Annotated in this window: 15 protein-coding genes; 9 read left to right on the top strand and 6 right to left on the bottom strand. The window is 40.2% G+C overall.

What is annotated here, in order from left to right; translation table 11 throughout:
- Nucleotides 1-422: 422 nt before the first annotated feature.
- The gene (locus A9Z07_RS03745; protein WP_069576891.1) at nt 423-1,637 is read right to left on the bottom strand and encodes an iron-containing alcohol dehydrogenase; all 1,215 of its coding nucleotides are present in this window, start codon (nt 1,635-1,637) and stop codon (nt 423-425) included.
- Nucleotides 1,638-2,241: 604 nt separating this feature from the next.
- On the opposite strand from A9Z07_RS03745, the gene A9Z07_RS03750 reads away from it, so the two are divergent.
- The 5 genes from A9Z07_RS03750 to A9Z07_RS03775 all read left to right on the top strand — a co-directional run bounded on the left by A9Z07_RS03750 (nt 2,242) and on the right by A9Z07_RS03775 (nt 9,882).
- The gene (locus tag A9Z07_RS03750) at nt 2,242-3,582 is read left to right on the top strand and encodes a sigma-54 interaction domain-containing protein (RefSeq protein WP_406935464.1); all 1,341 of its coding nucleotides are present in this window, start codon (nt 2,242-2,244) and stop codon (nt 3,580-3,582) included.
- 170 nt (nt 3,583-3,752) lie between these two features.
- A complete protein-coding gene (locus tag A9Z07_RS03755) occupies nt 3,753-5,705 on the top strand; it encodes an alkyl/aryl-sulfatase (protein WP_069576893.1) in 1,953 nt (650 codons plus the stop codon).
- 72 nt (nt 5,706-5,777) lie between these two features.
- On the top strand, nt 5,778-7,148 hold the full coding sequence (locus A9Z07_RS03760) for an OmpP1/FadL family transporter (protein ID WP_069576895.1): 1,371 nt from the start codon (nt 5,778-5,780) through the stop codon (nt 7,146-7,148).
- Nucleotides 7,149-7,383: 235 nt separating this feature from the next.
- Nucleotides 7,384-9,459, top strand: coding sequence for a polyphosphate kinase 1 (gene ppk1 / locus A9Z07_RS03770; protein ID WP_069576900.1), 2,076 nt, complete (start codon nt 7,384-7,386; stop codon nt 9,457-9,459).
- A gap of 177 nt (nt 9,460-9,636) precedes the next feature.
- Nucleotides 9,637-9,882 (top strand): hypothetical protein, encoded by a 246-nt coding sequence (locus A9Z07_RS03775; protein ID WP_069576902.1) that lies wholly within the window; start codon nt 9,637-9,639, stop codon nt 9,880-9,882.
- A gap of 46 nt (nt 9,883-9,928) precedes the next feature.
- On the opposite strand, the gene A9Z07_RS17940 is transcribed toward A9Z07_RS03775, so the two are convergent.
- Nucleotides 9,929-10,162, bottom strand: a complete 234-nt coding sequence (locus A9Z07_RS17940) for a hypothetical protein (protein ID WP_005257255.1) — start codon at nt 10,160-10,162, stop codon at nt 9,929-9,931.
- Between the two features lie 184 nt (nt 10,163-10,346).
- Between A9Z07_RS17940 and A9Z07_RS03785 the strand changes: the two genes are divergently transcribed.
- The 3 genes from A9Z07_RS03785 (at nt 10,347) to hppD (ending at nt 13,557) form a co-directional block, all read left to right on the top strand.
- Nucleotides 10,347-11,312 carry a 5'/3'-nucleotidase SurE gene (locus tag A9Z07_RS03785; protein ID WP_069576908.1) on the top strand — a complete coding sequence of 322 codons (966 nt, stop codon included), beginning with the start codon at nt 10,347-10,349 and terminating at the stop codon, nt 11,310-11,312.
- An 11-nt stretch (nt 11,313-11,323) separates the two neighbouring features.
- On the top strand, nt 11,324-11,968 hold the full coding sequence (locus tag A9Z07_RS03790; protein ID WP_069576911.1) for a hypothetical protein: 645 nt from the start codon (nt 11,324-11,326) through the stop codon (nt 11,966-11,968).
- A gap of 533 nt (nt 11,969-12,501) precedes the next feature.
- Complete coding sequence (gene hppD, locus A9Z07_RS03795) at nt 12,502-13,557, top strand: 4-hydroxyphenylpyruvate dioxygenase (RefSeq protein ID WP_004771926.1); 1,056 nt, start codon at nt 12,502-12,504, stop codon at nt 13,555-13,557.
- A 66-nt stretch (nt 13,558-13,623) separates the two neighbouring features.
- On the opposite strand, the gene A9Z07_RS03800 is transcribed toward hppD, so the two are convergent.
- From A9Z07_RS03800 to fahA, 4 genes are all read right to left on the bottom strand, one after another.
- The gene (locus A9Z07_RS03800; RefSeq protein ID WP_005257259.1) at nt 13,624-14,403 is read right to left on the bottom strand and encodes an IclR family transcriptional regulator; all 780 of its coding nucleotides are present in this window, start codon (nt 14,401-14,403) and stop codon (nt 13,624-13,626) included.
- Nucleotides 14,404-14,683: 280 nt separating this feature from the next.
- Entirely contained in the window at nt 14,684-15,232 is a 549-nt protein-coding gene (locus A9Z07_RS03805; protein WP_005257261.1) for a VOC family protein, read from the bottom strand.
- 19 nt (nt 15,233-15,251) lie between these two features.
- Nucleotides 15,252-15,884: a maleylacetoacetate isomerase gene (gene maiA, locus A9Z07_RS03810; protein WP_047427047.1), complete on the bottom strand. Its 633-nt coding sequence runs from the start codon at nt 15,882-15,884 to the stop codon at nt 15,252-15,254.
- On the bottom strand, nt 15,871-17,175 hold the full coding sequence (gene fahA, locus A9Z07_RS03815) for a fumarylacetoacetase (RefSeq protein WP_069576913.1): 1,305 nt from the start codon (nt 17,173-17,175) through the stop codon (nt 15,871-15,873). The genes maiA and fahA overlap by 14 nt, the downstream gene beginning before the upstream one ends.
- Before the next feature lie 353 nt (nt 17,176-17,528).
- Between fahA and A9Z07_RS03820 the strand changes: the two genes are divergently transcribed.
- Nucleotides 17,529-18,917 (top strand): amino acid permease, encoded by a 1,389-nt coding sequence (locus A9Z07_RS03820; protein ID WP_004771932.1) that lies wholly within the window; start codon nt 17,529-17,531, stop codon nt 18,915-18,917.
- Nucleotides 18,918-18,973 lie beyond the last annotated feature (56 nt).

Genomic DNA, 18,973 nt, shown 5'->3' on the forward strand with positions numbered 1-18,973 from the left:
GATGACGACGATGATTATGATGATCGCGGTAGCAACCGTTCAGGTGGTCGTGGTCGCAGCCGTCGTGATGACGACGATGATTATGATGATCGTGGTAGCCGCGGTCGCGGTAATCAAAAACGTGATGAATACGGACGTTTTACCAGCTAAATTAAGCCGTATTGTTGCATTAAATAATGTACAGGCTTTCTCTGCCTAAGCCATTGTTTAATAAAAGCTAAGGATGTTGAATAAATGTTTTATTCAATATCCTTTTTTAATTGCTATTTCAACTGCTGTAAATCTAAAAAGATATTCTTTCCGTAAAATGAATCGCCCGCTAAAAAATTCGATTGAACTCGAGATTCCTAGATCAAGTATTCATCGCTTATTTTATATTTGATTGGCAGATATACGATCACGGGCAGCTTTTTAGATCAGTTTTATGTGTAGCTTTCCTCAGTAAGTTTATTCTCGTCAATAAGTGCTGGTTTTTGCTCTTGCCAAAGTTGTTGGTAAAGCGTGATGATCTGTTCAATCGTTGGTACGACTGGATTATTTAATGGTGAACCTGAAGCCAATGCTTGTTCAGCCATCGTATGTACGACCTGATCAAAATCACTTTGACTGACACCAAACTCAGCTAAGCTGGGTACTGCCAAATCTCGATTAATCTCAATCAGCGTATCAATGAGCTTCTGATTGGCGACGTCATCCGAATCATCATGATTTGCACAGCCGATTGCTTTGGCACATTCTGCATAGCGTTCAGGGGCGGCTTGAATTGAAAAAGCAGTGACTGTAGGTAACAGCATTGCATTCGATAAACCATGAGGCACATGGAAAAAGGCACCAATCGGTCGGCTCATGCCATGCACCAACGCCACGGAGGCATTGGAAAAGGCAATGCCAGCCAAAGTTGAGCCAAGCATCATTTTTTCACGAGCAGATTCATTACTGGGTTGGTGATACGCTGTTTGCAAATTTGGTCCGATCAATCTCATTGCCGCGAGTGCCTGCGCATCACTATATGGACTGGCTTTTTTACTTACATAGGCTTCCATTGCATGCGTAAGTGCATCAATTCCTGTATCTGCTGTGGTTCGAGCAGGCAGTGACATGGTGAGTTCATAATCGATAATCGCTGCAACAGGCAAAAAGCCTAAACCCGCACAGAGCATCTTTTCGCTGGTCAGGTCATTGGTGATGATGGTGAAACGTGTACATTCAGATCCTGTCCCAGCTGTGGTCGGGATGGCAATAATTGGAAGGCCTATTTCATTGACTTGTCGGGGAAATTTATAATCCGCGATGACACCACCGTGCTTGCTTAAAATGCTGATCGCTTTCGCACTATCTATCGGGCTGCCGCCACCAATCGCGATAATGGCATCGTAATCATGGTTTTTGACATGATCAACACCTGCTTCAATCGAGCTAGAGGTGGGTTCGGGAATGGTTTCATCAAAGTAATCACTGTCGATAAGTTCGGCTTTTAATATTTCTTGAATTTGTGCGATGTATCCTAGTGAAACCATCATTTTATCGGTAATGATCAGTGGTTTTTTTGCACCTAAACTATTCAGAATCAGGGGAAGCTTGCTTCGTGCATTTTTGCCAATTTCCATAATCCTTGGCAGATTAATTTGATGAGACATTGTTATTCATCCTATTCTTGATTCTTGTATTTTTATATCCTGATACAGCTTGTATCATTATTTATGTATATATTTTACCCGTATGCAAGTCAAACAAAAAAGGGCGTGGACTTTTCCTCAAAACCAAGCATATGCACTCGCGTTCTATTTCTGATGCCATGATTGCATCTAGCCTCTGACCTAAATTGTATTTCTGTAGGAGCGTTGATGTATAAACTTCATTGCTATTCATAGCACATCAACAATAAAAATCGTTTTCCCAAAAAAGCCTCCTGTATTTGTTCAGTATTTTTTATGATGAAAAAAATCATAAATAATGCTTTTTTTCATTAACTCAAAAGTCCTTATTTTTATATCTATCTGATAATTATAAATAATACATTTTGGCATCATACTTGCTTAATCAGATTTATTAGTTGAAAGATAAATAATTAAATACCAATATGTTTTTGAAAGCATACAGATGAGATGCTGTAAAACTTAGCAATGTTCTAAATCATCACTTAGAACGGTATTTAGAGATAAGACAATGGACTGGATAAATTTCTTTGATAAGGAAAACTCAAGGGACGTGAGAATTTCAAAAAAAATGTTCATTTCAATTATGGACGCAATTGATGATGGAGTATTTATTACAGATGGGATGGGACAGATCTTATTTGCAAATGATGCCTATTTGATGCTGACGGGTCTGGAACGCAATGATCTGATTGATCATTCCATTCAGGAGCTGGTCAATGCAGGTGTACTCTCGCGCTCTGTTTCACTGGAAGTCATTAAAAGCTGTAAAAAAACCACGATCTTGCAGTCACTAAAAAATGGCAAAGAATTACTGGTTACAGGTCATCCTGTTTTTCATGAAACCACCAATAGCTTGGTTGCAGTGATTACTTCTGTACGTGATATTACGGCATTATTACGTGCCCAAAATGCTCAGCGTGAGCTGGAAGATATTAAAAACACTCAGGAAAAATACTCTCATTCCAAGCCATTTGCAGATTTGTTTGAACATTTGAGTGATTCAACCAACCAGATCTATCAACTGGCAGATCGGCTCGCAGCATCTGATATAAAAGTGCTGATTCAAGGCAGCACTGGCACGGGCAAGACCATGTTGGCACGCCATATCCATAATCGCAGCAAAAGAAAAGATAAACCTTTTCTGGAAATCAATTGTGCCACCATGCCTGACGGTTTATTAGAATCCGAACTGTTTGGCTATGTGCCTGGTGCATTCACAGGCGCATTGCAGAAAGGCAAAAAAGGCTTATTTGAAGCGGTGAATGGCGGCACTTTATTTCTGGATGAAGTGGGGGATTTGCCACTGGCCTTGCAGGCAAAAATATTAAAAGTGATTGAAGATAATCGGTTTATTCCTGTAGGCGGCAGTGATTATATTTATACCGATGTCAGGATTATTTCAGCGACACATCATAACTTACAGGAACTAATGAAGAAGGGAACATTTCGGAATGACCTCTATTATCGACTGTGTGTGGCTAAGTTACATTTAGATGATTTAAAAGATCGTATTAGTGAAATCGAACCTTTAACCAATCATTATCTCAAGTTTTTTAATCATAAATATCAGCTCAATAGAACCTATTCCAAAACGGTCATCCAGATGATGAAGCAGTATTCATGGCCTGGAAATATTCGGGAATTGACTAACTTTATCGAACAGACCGTAGTCATGAGTTTGTCTGATCAGATTCAGCCTTCCGATATTCCTGCCAATATTTTTGATGAACCTCAATCTTTGATTGATGTATCTGCCTCACAACCGACAGAGAGAAATCTAAAAAGACAGGTTGAGGCATTTGAATACGGCATTATTGCCAAAGCACTGACAGAGTTTAAAACCACGCAAAAAGCAGCCCAAGCTTTAGGAATTGATCAATCTACTTTGGTCAAAAAGAGACAACGTTATATGGAGAATTTATAAAAGGATTTAGATCTTTCTGGCATCATAAAAAGGAGAATAGAAGCGGTTAATACATTGTTATTTAAACATAAGTTTTAAGTATATATCTGGTTTTACCTACGGTTTTGAGCATCCTAAGACACATTGAAATATAACAGTGAACGGGATAAAAGAAGTTATAAGGAAGTAATATGAAGATTAAAGTCGTTACAGCGTCATTATTATGTGTTTTACCGTTTTATGTTGGCGCAGCGGATGTCAATGTAGAAAAGGCAGTGATTGAATCTCATGCGCTCTATCAAAATAAATATAATTTACAAGATGAACAAGAGTTTAAAAATGCAGAAAGAGGGCTTGTTGCCAAGCCGAGCGGTCAGATCAAAAATGAACAAGGCGATGTGATCTGGGACTTCGATGCCTTTAATTTTATTAACGGTGCTGCCCCTGATACGGTAAATCCAAGTCTATGGCGACAAGCCAAGTTAAATAATAATGCGGGCTTGTTTAAGGTGACAGATGGTGTTTGGCAGATTCGCGGTTTTGATCTGGCCAATATGACCATTATTCAAGGGAAAACAGGCTGGATTATTGTTGATACTTTAACAGCAAAAGAAACGGCTGATGCTGCGATCAAGTTTGCTCGACAATATCTGGGCGATCAAAAAATTTCGGCAATTATTTTTACCCATAGTCATGTGGATCACTTCGGTGGTGCGCTGGGCGTGATTTCGGCTGAAGAGTTGAAGCAAAGAAAGATATCGATTGTTGCACCAGAAGGCTTTATGGAAGAGGCCACCAGTGAAAATATCATGGCGGGTCCTGCGATGACGCGCCGTGCCAGCTATATGTATGGAACATATTTGCCTAAACGTATCGATGGTCTAGTCGATAATGGTCTGGGCAAGGCGGTCGCTGTCGGACAAATGGGGATTTTAGAACCGAATAAGTTGATTACACAGTCAGAACAGAAGCTCAAGATCGATGGTCTGGATTTCGTTTTTTATAATGTACCCAGCTCAGAAGCACCGTCAGAACTGACATTCTCCATTCCTTCGCTGAAACTCTACAATGGCGCGGAGATTCTGTCGCATACGTTGCATAACCTTTATACCTTGAGAGGGGCAAAAGTCCGCGATACCTTAAAATGGGTGGGTTATTTAAATCAGGCGCTAGAACAAACCAAAAATTCGGAAGTCTTTGTTGCCCAGCATCACTGGCCAGTTTGGGGCAATGCCAATATTCAGGACTTTATTAAAACACAAAGAGATGTTTATAAGTTTATCCATGATCAGACGGTTCGTTATATGAACTCAGGGCTAAATGGTGCGGAAATCGCTGAAAAAATTAAACTGCCACCAGAGCTGGATCAGAAATTATATGTGCATGGTTATTACGGTACCTTAAAGCACAACGCCAAAGCGGTATATCAATACTATATGGGCTGGTTTGATGCGAATCCTTCCAATCTTGATCCATTGCCCCCTAGAGATGCGGCAAAGAAATATATTGAGCTTGCTGGAGGAGAGGTCAACGCACTACAAAATGCCCAGAAAGCTTATGATCAAGCGGAGTATCGATGGGCAGCAGAAGTATTAAAACATCTGGTCTTTAATAACCCTGACAATGCTCAGGCAAGACAGCTACTCGCTAAAACATACCGTCAACTTGGATATACGGCGGAAGCGTCAACCTGGCGTAATTTCTATTTAATGGGGGCGCAAGAACTGCAAGGCCAGCCGACAGTTAAAAATACCTCGAGTCGTTTAGGTTTACTGATTCATACGCCAACCGAAAGATTTCTGGAGGCTATGGCCACCAATCTGGATGTCGAAAATTTAAAAAATGAAAATCAGTGCCTGAATCTGGTCTTAACCGATCGCAATGAAAACTTTGCATTGCGGATCGAGAATTCTGTCATGCTGTTTGAAAAAATAGAGCGTAATCGTTTACCAGCCGACTGTCCGACATTAAGCCTCACCAAGCTTTCCTATTTGAGACTGATCAGTGGTGAAACCAATCCTGCCAAACTGCTGCAATCTAAAGACAGCGAGATAAAGGGCAATCCGATGAAAGTTGGACAATTCTTTATGCTATTTAAAAAACCAACGCCTAATTTTCCAATTTTGACTCGACCAGACTATTAATTAATATTTTAAGAAAATCGAAGGGAGTAGAGCAATAAAAAAGCTCCCTTTCATTCTACAAGGAAATGTAAAATGAATCATAAAATCAATTGTTTACTGTTGGCGGTTTTTTCAACACAATTAAATGCCGCTGCTTTTGATCGAAATGGACAATCCATTTCAGCCTTTTTACAGCCAGGAAATTATTTTGAAGCAGGTTTATCAGTCACGGATAGCTCCCTACAAGGGCAAGAAGCGGGTATCAATGCTTCGCGTCAGCCGATCTCTGATATTGCAAATTCAAGTTACTGGCCCTCAGCCGCATTAAAACTACAACTCGCGCCAAAGTTTTCTTTTGGTTTTATTTATGATGAACCTTTTGGTTCAGATACGGAGTATTCAGGCAATAACAGCTTTGTCGCCACCTCAAATGATATTGTTTTATTGCCAGGGATGACGACCACGAGAATTGCCCAAGCAACCTCCAATAACGCGCCAACAGGCAATACTAAATCCAGCTTTGATATCCAGAATTTAAGTTTTATTTTTGGTTATCAGCCCAATAAAAACTGGAATTTTTATCTCGGCCCGACCTATGAAAACTTTAAGAGTCAGGTTGAACTTAGAGGTGCGGTGTTCAGTCTCTATAATGGCTATGATTTTCACAGCAAAGCCGTGGGTGACTGGGGCTGGTTGGCTGGTTTTGCGTATCAGATTCCAGAAAAAGGTTTGAAAGCCTCATTAACCTATCGTTCTGAAATAGAACATAAAGTCAACGCAACTGAAAATGCGCCGTTGATTGATATGTTAAGTACCCAGCAAGGACGTGATCTGGTCGATCAGCATTTAAGTTATATGATTTCGATTGGGAAAATGACCGAGCAGAAAAAAGCAGCACTCAACCATATTGTGGCTGAGTTGCCCAATGCGAATAGCTCTGGAACCACCAAGTTCAAGACACCAGATTCCGTTAATCTTGAGTTCCAAACGGGCTTGCGCCCAGGAACATTGTTATTTGGTAATGTACGCTGGGTGAACTGGAGTGACTTTTCTTTTCAGCCTTATCGTTTTGGCGAAATTTCCAAGATGGTGGGCAGTTTGTCTACGCCAAGTCGACCAGATGGTTTTAATTTAGTTCGTTATTATGATGATCAATGGTCAGCAAATCTTGGGCTAGGACAAAAACTTTCTCAGAAATGGTTTGCTTCGATGTCGGTTGGATGGGATTCGGGCGCTGGAGAAAAAGTGTCAAGTGGTGGCCCGGTGAAAGGCTACTATAATGTTGGTATTGGCGCACAATATAGTCCCACAGCTCAAACTTTTATTTCAGGTGGCGTGAAATATTTCTGGCTGGGTGATGCAAAAGCACAACTGGGTGCACAGGCTGGCAGTGATTATTACGTGGCTGAGTTTAGTCAAAATCACTCCATCGGATATGGGCTTAAACTGGGTTATAAATTTTAGACCATAGACATAAAGATGTTTTAATCGTGGTTTTATTTTGAACCGCTATTGACTCATCTCTTTCATTTGATCTCGTATGGTTTTAACTTGAGCGAGATCAAATGGTTTATTTTTTTTTGCAAACAATTTATTTATGTCATTAATCTGCAATATATTTTTAAGAAAATAGGAGATTGAAAAATCCGTTTCCAGTTGCTTTATCGCAAAGTAATTTATATATAAAAAAGAGTAATCAATGACCTCACTGCATGCACTCAAAAATGCTCAAGAACATAGTTTAGAAACATATTTAAATCGAGAGTTGTCGCTATTAGAGTTTCATAAACGTGTGCTTGCACAGGCAAAAGATGTTGAACATCCGCTACTGGAACGACTTAATTTTTTAATTATTTTTTCTCGCAATTTAGACGAATTTTTTGAAATCCGCGTTGCCAGTCTGTTGCAACAAATCAATATGTCGACTCAGGTCACAGGACCAGATGAAATGCCGCTTGCAGAGGTATTGCAGCAAATTTCTAAAGTGGTTCATGAGGCGGTAGAAGAACAATATAAGATCCTGAATTATACGATTTTGCCCCAGTTACAAGGTCATGGGGTACATTACATACAACATGCCGATATTCTGGAAAAGCATAAGGCTTGGATTAAAGATTATTTCTACAGTGAAGTACAGCCTGTAGTCACACCGATCAGTCTGGACCCCGCTCATCCATTTCCACGATTAGCCAATAAAAGTCTGAACTTTATTGTTACCTTGGAAGGTAAGGATGCATTTGGCCGTGAAATCGATTTAGCGATTGTACCCGCACCAAGATCTTTACCTCGACTGGTAAAATTACCTCATCATGTTTCGGGTAGCGCAGAACACTATATTTTACTGTCGGCGATTATTCAGGAACATATCTCTGACTTGTTCCCTGGCATGAAGGCAACAGGTTGTTATCAATTCCGTGTCACCCGAAATGCTGATTTAACAGTATCAGAAGATGTTGAAGATCTGGCGGTTGCATTAAAAGGTGAGCTATCTGCAAGACGTTTTGGGCGCGCCGTCCGACTTGAAGTCAATAAAAACTGTCCAGATCATATTGCTGATTATTTACTGGAACAATTTGAACTCGAAAAAGAACATTTATATTTTGTTGATGGCCCTGTCAATCTGGCACGTTTTATCTCAAATTTTGATTTACCTGAATTACGCTTTAAGCCTTATCTACAAAAAATTCCTAAAGCACTTTATAGCAAAAAGCCAATCTTTGATGTGCTCAAGGCAGGTGATGTACTGTTACACCATCCATTTGACAGTTTTGCTCCTGTGATCAAGCTTTTGCGAGATGCTGCTTATGATCCGAATGTGCTTGCCATTAAGCAAACGCTTTACCGAAGTGGAGCGGATTCCGAAATTGTGAAAATCCTTGCGGAAGCAGCAAGAAATGGTAAAGAAGTCACCGCTGTCATTGAGCTAAGAGCGAGATTTGACGAAGAATCAAATATTGAAGTGGCGAATGTATTGCAAGAGGCAGGTGCGGTTGTTGTTTATGGCATCGTTGGTTATAAAACACATGCAAAAATGATTCTGGTGGTGCGTCGCGAGCAAGACAAGATTAAACGTTATGTGCATTTGGGCACAGGAAATTATCACGCAACCAATGCCAAAATTTATACCGATTATGGGCTGCTTACGGGTGACGATGACATTTGCGAAGATGTCCATAAAGTCTTTCAGGAATTGACGGGTATGGGGAAAATGGCTAAGTTAAAGAAGCTTTTCCATGCACCTTTTACCCTACATGCACAATTGATTGATCTGATTCAGCAAGAAATCGAAAACAGCAAAGCGGGTAAGAAAGCGCATATCATGATTAAGGTCAATGCCTTGACCGAAGCACAATTGATTCATGCACTTTATAAAGCATCACAGGCGGGTGTGCAGGTTGATCTGATCATTCGTTCAATCTGCTGTCTAAGACCGCAAGTGAAAGGGCTTTCGGAGAATATCCGTGTACGATCGATCGTGGGGCGTTATTTAGAACATACCCGTGTTTACTATTTCTATAATGATGGTGATGCTAAGCTGTATTGCGCAAGTGCGGACTGGATGGGACGTAATCTGTTTTCCCGCATCGAAACTTGCTTCCCGATTGAAGACAAGAAACTCAAGAAATTGATTATCGAAGATGGCTTGAATAATTATCTCAAAGACAATCGCCGTGCTTGGGAGCTTCAAGCGGATGGGATCTGGACGCAGTGTCAGCCTAAACCGAATCAGGCCGTGCATATTGCTCAACGTTACCTGATGAATAGAGAATTTTAATCAAATTCTATTGGTCATTGAATTGTCATAACATCAGATTATTCTAATTCTATAAGAACAAGAAATAGTTGGTTAGAGCATAAAAATAATAATTTTGATGTTTTCTAACACAACATTCTGATGGCTTCTGAACCCACTTCGGTGGGTTTTTATTTCATAAGGGGTAAAATGTAAAGTATGGTTGAGCAAGACAACACAACAAGCTTAAATAGAAGACGAAATGCGCGTCAAAGTTATCAACTCTTTGTCGCGTATAAAAAGTTTTTGCAAGAAAAGAAGCGGCAGAATGATGAAAATAGTCGCTTAATTTTTATTGTCAATTATCTGGAAAAAATCAATTTTGAATTATATGGCATGGATGGCAAAGAACAGCTGATTGCTGAACTGGAAAAATATTATAACGAAAATGAAATTCTGATTTAAACGTATAAATTGCAGAGCTAATGATCTGTATTTTTTGGCTAGAACATCATTCTAGCTCAAGTTGATAATCATCTTTAGTGACCTTAATTTTTATCTTTTTATACCTTCTTTTATTTGGATTTAATGCTGAATCTGTCACTTCTGTGGCAAAGTTCGAGTTGCCCATAAGATGATAATAGGCTTTATAACCGATTAAAATTTTTTGTGGTCTGGCGCCATGCTCATGGCTATAAGAATCAATAAGTTGGGTCAGTTTTTCAAAGGTTGATATCTCGTTCATAGTTCAATGATCACTGTGGTCTTTATCAATTATTTATTTAAATTAATCGAACTTTGTTAAGAATTTAAGACAGCGAATAGATCTGAATCAGGTGATTTGCTAAAGCCTCTACACGAATACGTCATAAATTTTTCATATTTCAACACTATTGTTTCTGGCGAATATTTTGAATAGTGATAGGACGATGAAAAAGAGTTTTTGGGGTGGATTAATTTTAGCTGCATGTTCGACGCAGACTTTTGCTTTAAATATTTTAATTGTGAATGATGATGGCTTAACCAGTAATGTCAAAGCGCTTTATGATGAGTTAAAGGCCAATGGTCATAGTGTCGCTGTATCTGTGCCATGTTCACCACAAAGCGGACGTGGTGGGGCGATTGTGATGTACAGCGCTAGCGTAATTTCGGCGGATAATGATAAGCAGATTGCGGCTGAAAATGGTTGCCATAATGGGGCAGCAGCGATTGGTGCACCAGCAGCAGGTACTTTTACTAAAGCAGGTTATACCAATGGGGACTGGAGTTATGTACATGGCACACCTGTCATGGCAACTGCTTATGGTCTGGATGTGGTTGCCAATAAACGCTGGGGTAAAGCACCTGATCTTGTCTTGTCAGGGCCAAATGAAGGGCAGAATGTTGGTCGGGTTGTGGTTCATTCGGGCACGATTGGTAACGTACAATTTTCGGCAGCTCGAGGAATTCCTTCAATTGCCTTAAGTGCAGATCCAAATACGGTGGATGATAAGACTTTAAATAATGCTAATTCCGTGATTGTGGCAAAACAGACAGTCGTATTATTGAAAGAGCTTCAAAATAAAGCAGGTCAGGGTGCTTTGTTACCTAAAGGCATTACTTTGAATGTCAACTTTCCAAAGAACTTAAGCACCAGCACGCCGTTCGCGTTCTCGAAAATTGGTAGCTATGACTTGTATAACTTTAATTTTAAAGTCAGCAAAGATGATAAAGGCGGCAATCAATACGGTTTAGGTTTTGGCATTAATTCCAATGCACCAACAGCAGCACAAGCAACAGATGAAAGTGCTGTTGTACAAAGCAAGATTGCAGTGACTGCAATGCAAGTCGCCTACGACCATCGTCCTGCAGCGCAAGAATGGCTAAAGATCCGTCTTAAAAACCTGTTCAAGTAAGGGGAAGGCCAATGCAACGTTGTTTATGGGTATTCCTTCTTGGCTTAGCCTTGAGCGCTTGTCATGATGACAACAATGATCGACAAGAACAGCCAGCCGAGAAGTCAGAGCCAGTTCTTGCTTTAGCAGTGGGTACTTATTCGGTCAGTATCGAAAGCGATCAGGAATTGCCTACAGTGGGTAAATACTATTCAGGTACGGATGGCACCAAGCTGGTGGTTTTGAATGATGAGCAAGATCGCGCTCAGATCGTGATGCATTATGATGTAGCAACTAAAATCTGGCATAGCAATCAAAGCGATAAAAATCTCAAGCTTGAATTTGCCCATTATGAAAAAATTGATGATCAAAAGCTAAGTTTGAATGAGCTGGTGGGAAGCTATACCTTATCTTTGGCTGACGGCAGTTCGATTCCTGTTGAGGTAAAAGCTCAAGGACAAATGATTTCACTTGATCAAAACTGTAGCTTCACAGCAAAAATCAGTGAGAGTTCATTGGCAAATACTGCAAGTTATCAATTCACTGAAAATAAATGTGCAGCCTTAAAAAATAATGAAAAAGGTTATGTCGTAGTCGATCAGGATCTGGAGCCTGCTGCTTTTAGATTGTTATCGGATACGGTTGATTCCAATGATCTTTGGGCATTTCCATCTTAAAATAAGCGCATCCCGATAATATCTTGTCGGGATGCTTCTCATCTTCTATCTCCCTCATCTCGCTACCTCCTTTGTTTTGCTTCAAAATAATATTCTGCTTCTAAGGTGCTGACTTTTTGATCTTGAGACCAATGTCTGATTTAGTTGGAGGCATTTTTCTTTTTAAATTCTGTCTCCTAGCAGGTACTGCTTCGAATTAAGTTAAAACACGTTATATATGACAAGAAAAAACCAATAAAATTACACATAACATAATTTAATTATGTATTGCATAAATTTAATCTTTCTTGTAGCATGAATTTATGGTTGAGGGCCTATGCAGAGAAAGTTCATACTTTATGGTTGCATTGGCTTACTTATGGAAGGAAAGGTTTCAACACGGATGCTTTTAACATACTTATAAAAACACCTGTGACCTTTTCTAAAAGTAATGCATATAAGTGCTGATTTTTTGAGTGAGCTGAGATGAGCCAAAACAAAATACGGTACTTTGCATTAACAACGGATGAATTTATCTAAATAAGGGAAACTAGATGGACATTTTAGATAACCCATTAGAACTATGTGGTTTTGCTTTTATTGAATTTGTTTCGACGGAAAATGGATTAGACCAAATCTTTGAAACAATTGGCTTTACCAAGGTGGCAAAGCATAAATCTAAAAAAGTTTATTTATGGCGTCAGGGTAATATCAATATCATTTTGAATTACCAGCCAGAATCTTATGCTTCATTCTTCTTTAAAGAACATGGCCCGTCCGCATGTGCAATGGGCTTTAGAACCCGTGATGCAGCGAAGGCATTTAAAAATGCAATCGAATTGGGTGCAGAGCCGATGTACTCGCAAGCTGGCCCAATGGAATTGAATATTCCTGCGATTAAAGGCATTGGTGGTATGCCAATTTTTCTGGTAGATCGTGATATTTATGAAAATGACTTTGTTTTCTTTGATGATGTCGAGCGCAATCCAAAAGGTGCGGGCTTAAACGAAATCGACCATTTAACCCACAACGTTTATAAAGGACGTATGGAATATTGGGCGAACTTCTATGAAAAAATCTTTAATTTCCAGGAAATCCGTTACTTCGACATTAAAGGTGAATATACAGGTTTGACTTCGAAAGCGTTGACTGCACCCGATGGCATGATTCGTATTCCATTAAATGAAGACTCAGACAAGGGCAATGGTCAAATTGCCGAGTTCTTGGCGGACTTTAATGGTGAAGGTATTCAACATATTGCCTTTATTACCGATGATCTGCTTTCAACATGGGATAAGTTAAAAGGTATGGGTATGCAGTTTATGACCGCGCCACCTGAAACTTATTATGAAATGTTGAAAGACCGTTTACCGGATCATGGCGAGCCAACTGAAGAACTGCAAAAACGCGGTATCTTACTGGATGGCAATACCAAAGATGGTCAGAAGAAACTGTTATTACAGATTTTCTCTCAAAACATGCTTGGGCCAGTTTTCTTTGAATTTATTCAACGTAAAGATGATGACGGTTTCGGTGAAGGCAACTTTAAGGCATTATTCGAATCAATCGAACGTGACCAGATTCGCCGTGGTGTGTTAGAAGCAAAATAAGCTAAAACTGAAAGAAACGAAAAAGCCAAGAAGTTTATTTCTTGGCTTTTTTATGATGAATAAAAATTAACGAGTTTGAATATACTGGTTGATCGCAGCCACTTCACGTTTAAATAGTTCCAGTTTTTCACTGCCTTCCTGCACCGAGAAGAACATTTCACTGTCCAGTGCAACAATACAAAACTCCATCGAGTGATGTGCATTAAAAATTGGTAAACCGACTGCATTGATTCCGACCAGCAGGTCGCCTTGAGCAATCGCCATGCCGTGTTGTAGTGTAGTTTGTTTAAGCGCAAGGAACTCATCCCAATTACTCGGTTTGATCGGGTAGTGGTTTTGTGTCGCTTTTTCCCATTCAGCCAGCATAAGCGGCTTAATGATGGCCTCAGGCATATATGAAGCAAATACGCGCCCAGCAGCGGAGTTGATTAACGGCATAACCGAACCCACTTTGGTGACAATGGAAATCGGGTGATTAGACTCAATTGATTGCACCACTAATGGGCCTCTAGGCGACCATTTGCTAATCTGGATACCGCAACCGATCTTGTTTTGTAATTCGTAAATAAGATGCTGTACCAGTTGTAATACATCGGTATGCTGAATGCAGTTCAAACCCAGACGCCATGCCTGATCACCTAAGGCATATTGACCATCTTCAAGCTGTTTTGCATAGTTCATGCGGATCAGGCTGACCAGATAGCGGTGAACTTTGGCAGGATGCATATCCAGTCGGCTAGATAATTCTTTTAATATAATCGGTTTATTGTGTTCCAAAAGGGCATTGAGTACGGCTAGACCGACCTCAAGTGATTGAACCCCACCAGATAACTTTTCTTCAATCATTCAATAACCCTTAATCTGCATACATTTAGCTGTGTGCGTTTACTGTCAATATTTAGTGTTACATGCAGCACATAATGCCTGAGCATGACCTAAAATAGAAATCATCTTTTTAAATGATTTAAATAGGTGAATTGTATAAGCATACAATTGTTTTTAATCACCTTACACTATATTCGTATCACAAGCATAAGCCATAAAAAGCGTATACATGCGTTATATTCAGGCAATAAAAATCGGCATTGAAGCGATAGAACCCCAATGCCGAGCGTTTGAGCCTGAATTATGCTCCTAGCTCATCTTCATGCAAGAAGTGAGTATGGTGTGGAGCACGTTTGGTACGGCTCCATTCATCCAGCATTTCCATTTTCATTTCTTCTGTAATACGTGAGATTTTGGCATTTGCGTGAACATCATTATAGGTCAGTTCCAGACGATGACCATTTGGATCGAAGAAGTAAATTGAATGGAAAATACCATGATTGGTAACGCCTAATACTTTGACATCATTGGCTTCAAGATGTGCTTTTGCTGCTAATAATGCATTTTGGTCTTCAACTTCAAAAGCAATATGTTGAACCCATTGTGGGGTATTCTCATCACGTCCCATTTCTGGTTGAGTCGGTAATTCAAAAAATGCTAGTACATTGCCTTGTCCAGCATCGAGAAATAGATGCATATAAGGATCAAAGGCTTTGGTAGAAGGTACATGGTCTTCAGCAAATGCCAGAATGAAATCCATGTTGAGCATTTTTTTATACCATTCCACAGTCTCTTTAGCATCTTTACAACGATAGGCCACGTGGTGAATTTTTTTAATTGCAAAGCTCATGATAAAACTCCTTTTATCCCTATTCCCAATCTGGTTGTTGTTCTGGTGCAGCATGTAAAAATGCTGGAAGGGTTAAACAATGTTGATAAATCGATTCAATTTTTGGGAAAGCGCTTAAATCAATCTTGAAGCGCTTTGCGTTATAAACCTGTGGAATCAGGCAGCAGTCGGCAATCGTGGCTTGTGTACCAAAACAGAATTGCCCGTTGGAATGCTGCAACTGTTTTTCCAGACTTTTAAAGCCTTCAATAATCCAGTGCTGATACCATTGATTTTTTTGCTCATCGCTGACTGCAAGATCATTCTTGAGATATTTCAGCACTCTCAGATTATCCAGTGGGTGAATATCACAGGCGATGACCTGAGCAAATGCACGTACTTTGGCGCGTTCAATGCTATCTTTCGGTAACAATGGGGTTGCTGGATATTGTTCTTCCAGATATTCCAGAATACTGAGTGACTGTGAAAGCGCCTGATCCTGATCCATCAGCGTAGGAACAAGCTGGCTTGGATTCAGCGCAACATATTGTTCCTGTTGCTGTTCATTTTTGACCAAATGAACAGGCTGGGTTTCATAGGCAATCTCTTTCAGGTTCAGCGCAATACGGACACGGTACGCGGCCGAGCTACGAAAATAACTATACAGTTTCATAGCGCTCGTCCTTTTGTTCGTTAAAACTAAAGTGACGTGCTGGTAAAATGGTGTTGGCAACTTCGCCAAAGCCCACGCGAATACCATCTTTTTCACAATAACCTTTCATGACAACACGGTCGCCGTCTTCAAGGAAGCCGCGTGTTTCGCCGTTTGAAAGGTGAAGTGGCTTGGTGGTATTCCATGTCAGCTCAAGCAAACTGCCGTAAGAGTTTTCAGTTGGCCCAGAAATCGTACCAGAACCCATGAGATCGCCAACCTGAACATTACAGCCTGCAATGGTATGGTGGGTGAGTTGTTGCGCCATCGACCAGTACATATATTTAAAGTTGGTCTGGCAAATCACTTCTGCTTGTTGTGCTTGAGGTGTTTGTACTTCAACACTCAAATGAATGTCATAGCTGTTTGCAACATTTTCCTGTAAATAGCCGAGTGGTTGTGGCTGTTGTTCTGGGCCTTTGAGTTTAAATGGCTCCAAAGCTTCCATGGTAACGATCCATGGGGAAATTGCGCTGGCAAAAGTTTTGGCATTGAACGGGCCGAGCGGAACATATTCCCATTGCTGGATATCACGCGCAGACCAGTCATTTAGCAACACCATACCAAAGATATGATCCCATGCATTTTCAATCGCAATCGGCTCACCTAGTTCAGTGGCTTTACCTACAATAAAAGCAGTTTCCAGTTCAAAGTCGAGTTTACGCGTTGCTGAAAAAACAGGACGTTCTTCATTTGGTAATTTGATCTGACCAGAAGGACGGACAATATCTTTACCGCTGACAATCACAGAGCTGGCACGACCGTTATAGCCCACTGGTAGTTCACTCCAGTTTGGCAATAAGGCATTTTTCGGGTCTCTGAACATGGTACCAACATTGGTCGCATGTTCTTTAGATGAGTAGAAATCGGTATAGCCCGGTACATGTACTGGTAAATGTAGCGTAACGGCATCTTGTTTCAATAATGCTTTCTGGCGTAAGTCTGCGTTATCGCGTAAAGCAGGGTTCTCAGCAGACAGTAAGTTTTGCAAGGTTTTACGAACGGCTTGCCAGTTTTGCTTACCTGTTTCAATAAATTTATTTAACGTTGTTTGATTAAAACAGTTTGGGACGTTGCTGTGTAACACGCCATGCGCTTCTAATGCTGCAAGATCAAGTACCCAGTCGCCAATCGCAACACCTACACGTTTATCACTTTGTGCTGTTTCGCTAAAGATTCCGTAAGGCAAATTATGAATTGTGAAATCTGATTGTGGATCAATCTCAAGAAAAGAGTTTAATTGTTGCGCCATGTTGTACCTTCCTTGTCTCTCATTCTGTGAAAAACGTTTAAATTTTTATCTTGCTATGTTCAAGCTTTTGAAAAAACGATACATATTTTTCGTCTTATCCATTGAGTTGTCTTGGCTCAAGCAAGAAATATCGACTTTATGATTTCTATCATACTGAAAATAATTAATTACGCAATACATAATTTAATTACATTATTCATAATATTTGTTATTTATTGAATTTTCTGTTTATATGCGCGGTTATCTGAAAAGTAAATCAAATATTTTTTGATTAGAGGTAGGCATTGGTGATTAATTTATGATATACGTAATTTTAGACAAAAAAATTACGCTACAAGGACGAGAATAATCATATGTCAAAACAGGAGCAAGGAAACCTGAAACATGGTCTAAGCAATCGGCACATCCAGCTTATCGCGCTAGGTGGTGCAATTGGTACAGGTCTGTTTCTCGGGATTTCCCAATCAATCAAGTTGGCAGGCCCCTCGGTCATATTGGGTTACGCGATTGCAGGACTGATTGCATTTTTAATGATGCGTCAGTTAGGTGAAATGGTCGTACAAGAGCCAGTAAGTGGTTCATTCAGTCATTTTGCCTATAAATACTGGGGCTCATTTGCAGGCTTTATGTCGGGCTGGAACTATTGGGTACTCAATGTTCTGGTCTGTATGGCAGAGTTGAGTGCAATTGGTCTCTATATTCAGTATTGGTGGCCTGAAATACCGACATGGGTTTCAGCACTGGCTTTCTTTATTTTAATTAACGGTATCAACCTGTTACATGTAAAGTTTTTTGGCGAAATGGAGTTCTGGTTTTCCATCGTCAAGATTCTAGCGATCCTCGCCATGATTGCCTTTGGTTCATATCTACTTGCAACAGGTACAGCAGGGCCGCAGGCGAGCATCAGTAACCTTTGGGCATTGGGTGGATTTTTCCCATTTGGTGTTGAAGGTTTAGTCATGGCAATGGCGGTGATCATCTTTGCATTTGGTGGCATCGAGTTATTTGGTATTACCGCAGCCGAAGCACGTGAGCCAGATAAAACTCTACCAAAAGCAGTGAACCAGATTATTTACCGTATTCTGATTTTCTATATTGCGACACTTTTCATTCTGTTTGCATTATTCCCTTGGAATCAAATGGCAGCAGGCGGTAGTCCGTTCGTGATGGTATTTGCTTCACTGGACAGTCAAGGTGTAGCGACTTTACTGAATTTTGTGATTTTGACCGCGGCAGTATCGGTATATAACGGTACAAGTTATTGCAGTAGCCGTATGTTGTTAGGTTTGGCTCAACAAGGCAATGCACCGAAATTCCTCAAGCATATCAATAAGCGTGGTATTCCAACCAATGCGGTATATCTTTCAGCTTTCGTGACGGTTTTGTGTGTATTGTTGAACTATGCATTTCCTGAAAAAGCGTTTGGCTTATTGATGATGCTGGTAGTTGCTGCGATTGTCATTAACTGGGTGGTGATTTCATGGACACATCTCAAGTTCCGTAAAGCCATGCAAGCAGAAGGCGTAACAACCAAATTCCCAAGTATTGCTTATCCATTTAGTAATTATCTCTGCATGATCTTTATGCTGGGAATCTTGGTGGTGATGTCATTAACACCTGATATGCGTATTGCCGTGATGATGATTCCTGCGTGGATTCTATGTTTGATGCTGGCGTATTTTCTTAAACAGCGAAAGTTAAGAAATGCGCAACATAGTGTGGCATTGAATACAGATGCATAAGTTTTGAATAAATGATGTGAATAGAAGGGCTGAGTTATTCAGCCCTTTTTTATTTT

Source organism: Acinetobacter sp. YK3 (assembly GCF_001729365.1).
Lineage (GTDB): Bacteria > Pseudomonadota > Gammaproteobacteria > Pseudomonadales > Moraxellaceae > Acinetobacter > Acinetobacter vivianii.

Bases quoted from the DNA above. Each gene is read 5' to 3' on its own strand.
- A9Z07_RS03745 (WP_069576891.1), bottom strand. From the start codon at position 1,637: ATGTCTCATCAAATTAATCTGCCAAGGATTATGGAAATTGGCAAAAAT.
- A9Z07_RS03750 (WP_406935464.1), top strand. From the start codon at position 2,242: ATGGACGCAATTGATGATGGAGTATTTATTACAGATGGGATGGGACAG.
- A9Z07_RS03755 (WP_069576893.1), top strand. From the start codon at position 3,753: ATGAAGATTAAAGTCGTTACAGCGTCATTATTATGTGTTTTACCGTTT.
- A9Z07_RS03760 (WP_069576895.1), top strand. From the start codon at position 5,778: ATGAATCATAAAATCAATTGTTTACTGTTGGCGGTTTTTTCAACACAA.
- ppk1 (WP_069576900.1), top strand. From the start codon at position 7,384: ATGACCTCACTGCATGCACTCAAAAATGCTCAAGAACATAGTTTAGAA.
- A9Z07_RS03775 (WP_069576902.1), top strand. From the start codon at position 9,637: ATGGTTGAGCAAGACAACACAACAAGCTTAAATAGAAGACGAAATGCG.
- A9Z07_RS17940 (WP_005257255.1), bottom strand. From the start codon at position 10,162: ATGAACGAGATATCAACCTTTGAAAAACTGACCCAACTTATTGATTCT.
- A9Z07_RS03785 (WP_069576908.1), top strand. From the start codon at position 10,347: ATGAAAAAGAGTTTTTGGGGTGGATTAATTTTAGCTGCATGTTCGACG.
- A9Z07_RS03790 (WP_069576911.1), top strand. From the start codon at position 11,324: ATGCAACGTTGTTTATGGGTATTCCTTCTTGGCTTAGCCTTGAGCGCT.
- hppD (WP_004771926.1), top strand. From the start codon at position 12,502: ATGGACATTTTAGATAACCCATTAGAACTATGTGGTTTTGCTTTTATT.
- A9Z07_RS03800 (WP_005257259.1), bottom strand. From the start codon at position 14,403: ATGATTGAAGAAAAGTTATCTGGTGGGGTTCAATCACTTGAGGTCGGT.
- A9Z07_RS03805 (WP_005257261.1), bottom strand. From the start codon at position 15,232: ATGAGCTTTGCAATTAAAAAAATTCACCACGTGGCCTATCGTTGTAAA.
- maiA (WP_047427047.1), bottom strand. From the start codon at position 15,884: ATGAAACTGTATAGTTATTTTCGTAGCTCGGCCGCGTACCGTGTCCGT.
- fahA (WP_069576913.1), bottom strand. From the start codon at position 17,175: ATGGCGCAACAATTAAACTCTTTTCTTGAGATTGATCCACAATCAGAT.
- A9Z07_RS03820 (WP_004771932.1), top strand. From the start codon at position 17,529: ATGTCAAAACAGGAGCAAGGAAACCTGAAACATGGTCTAAGCAATCGG.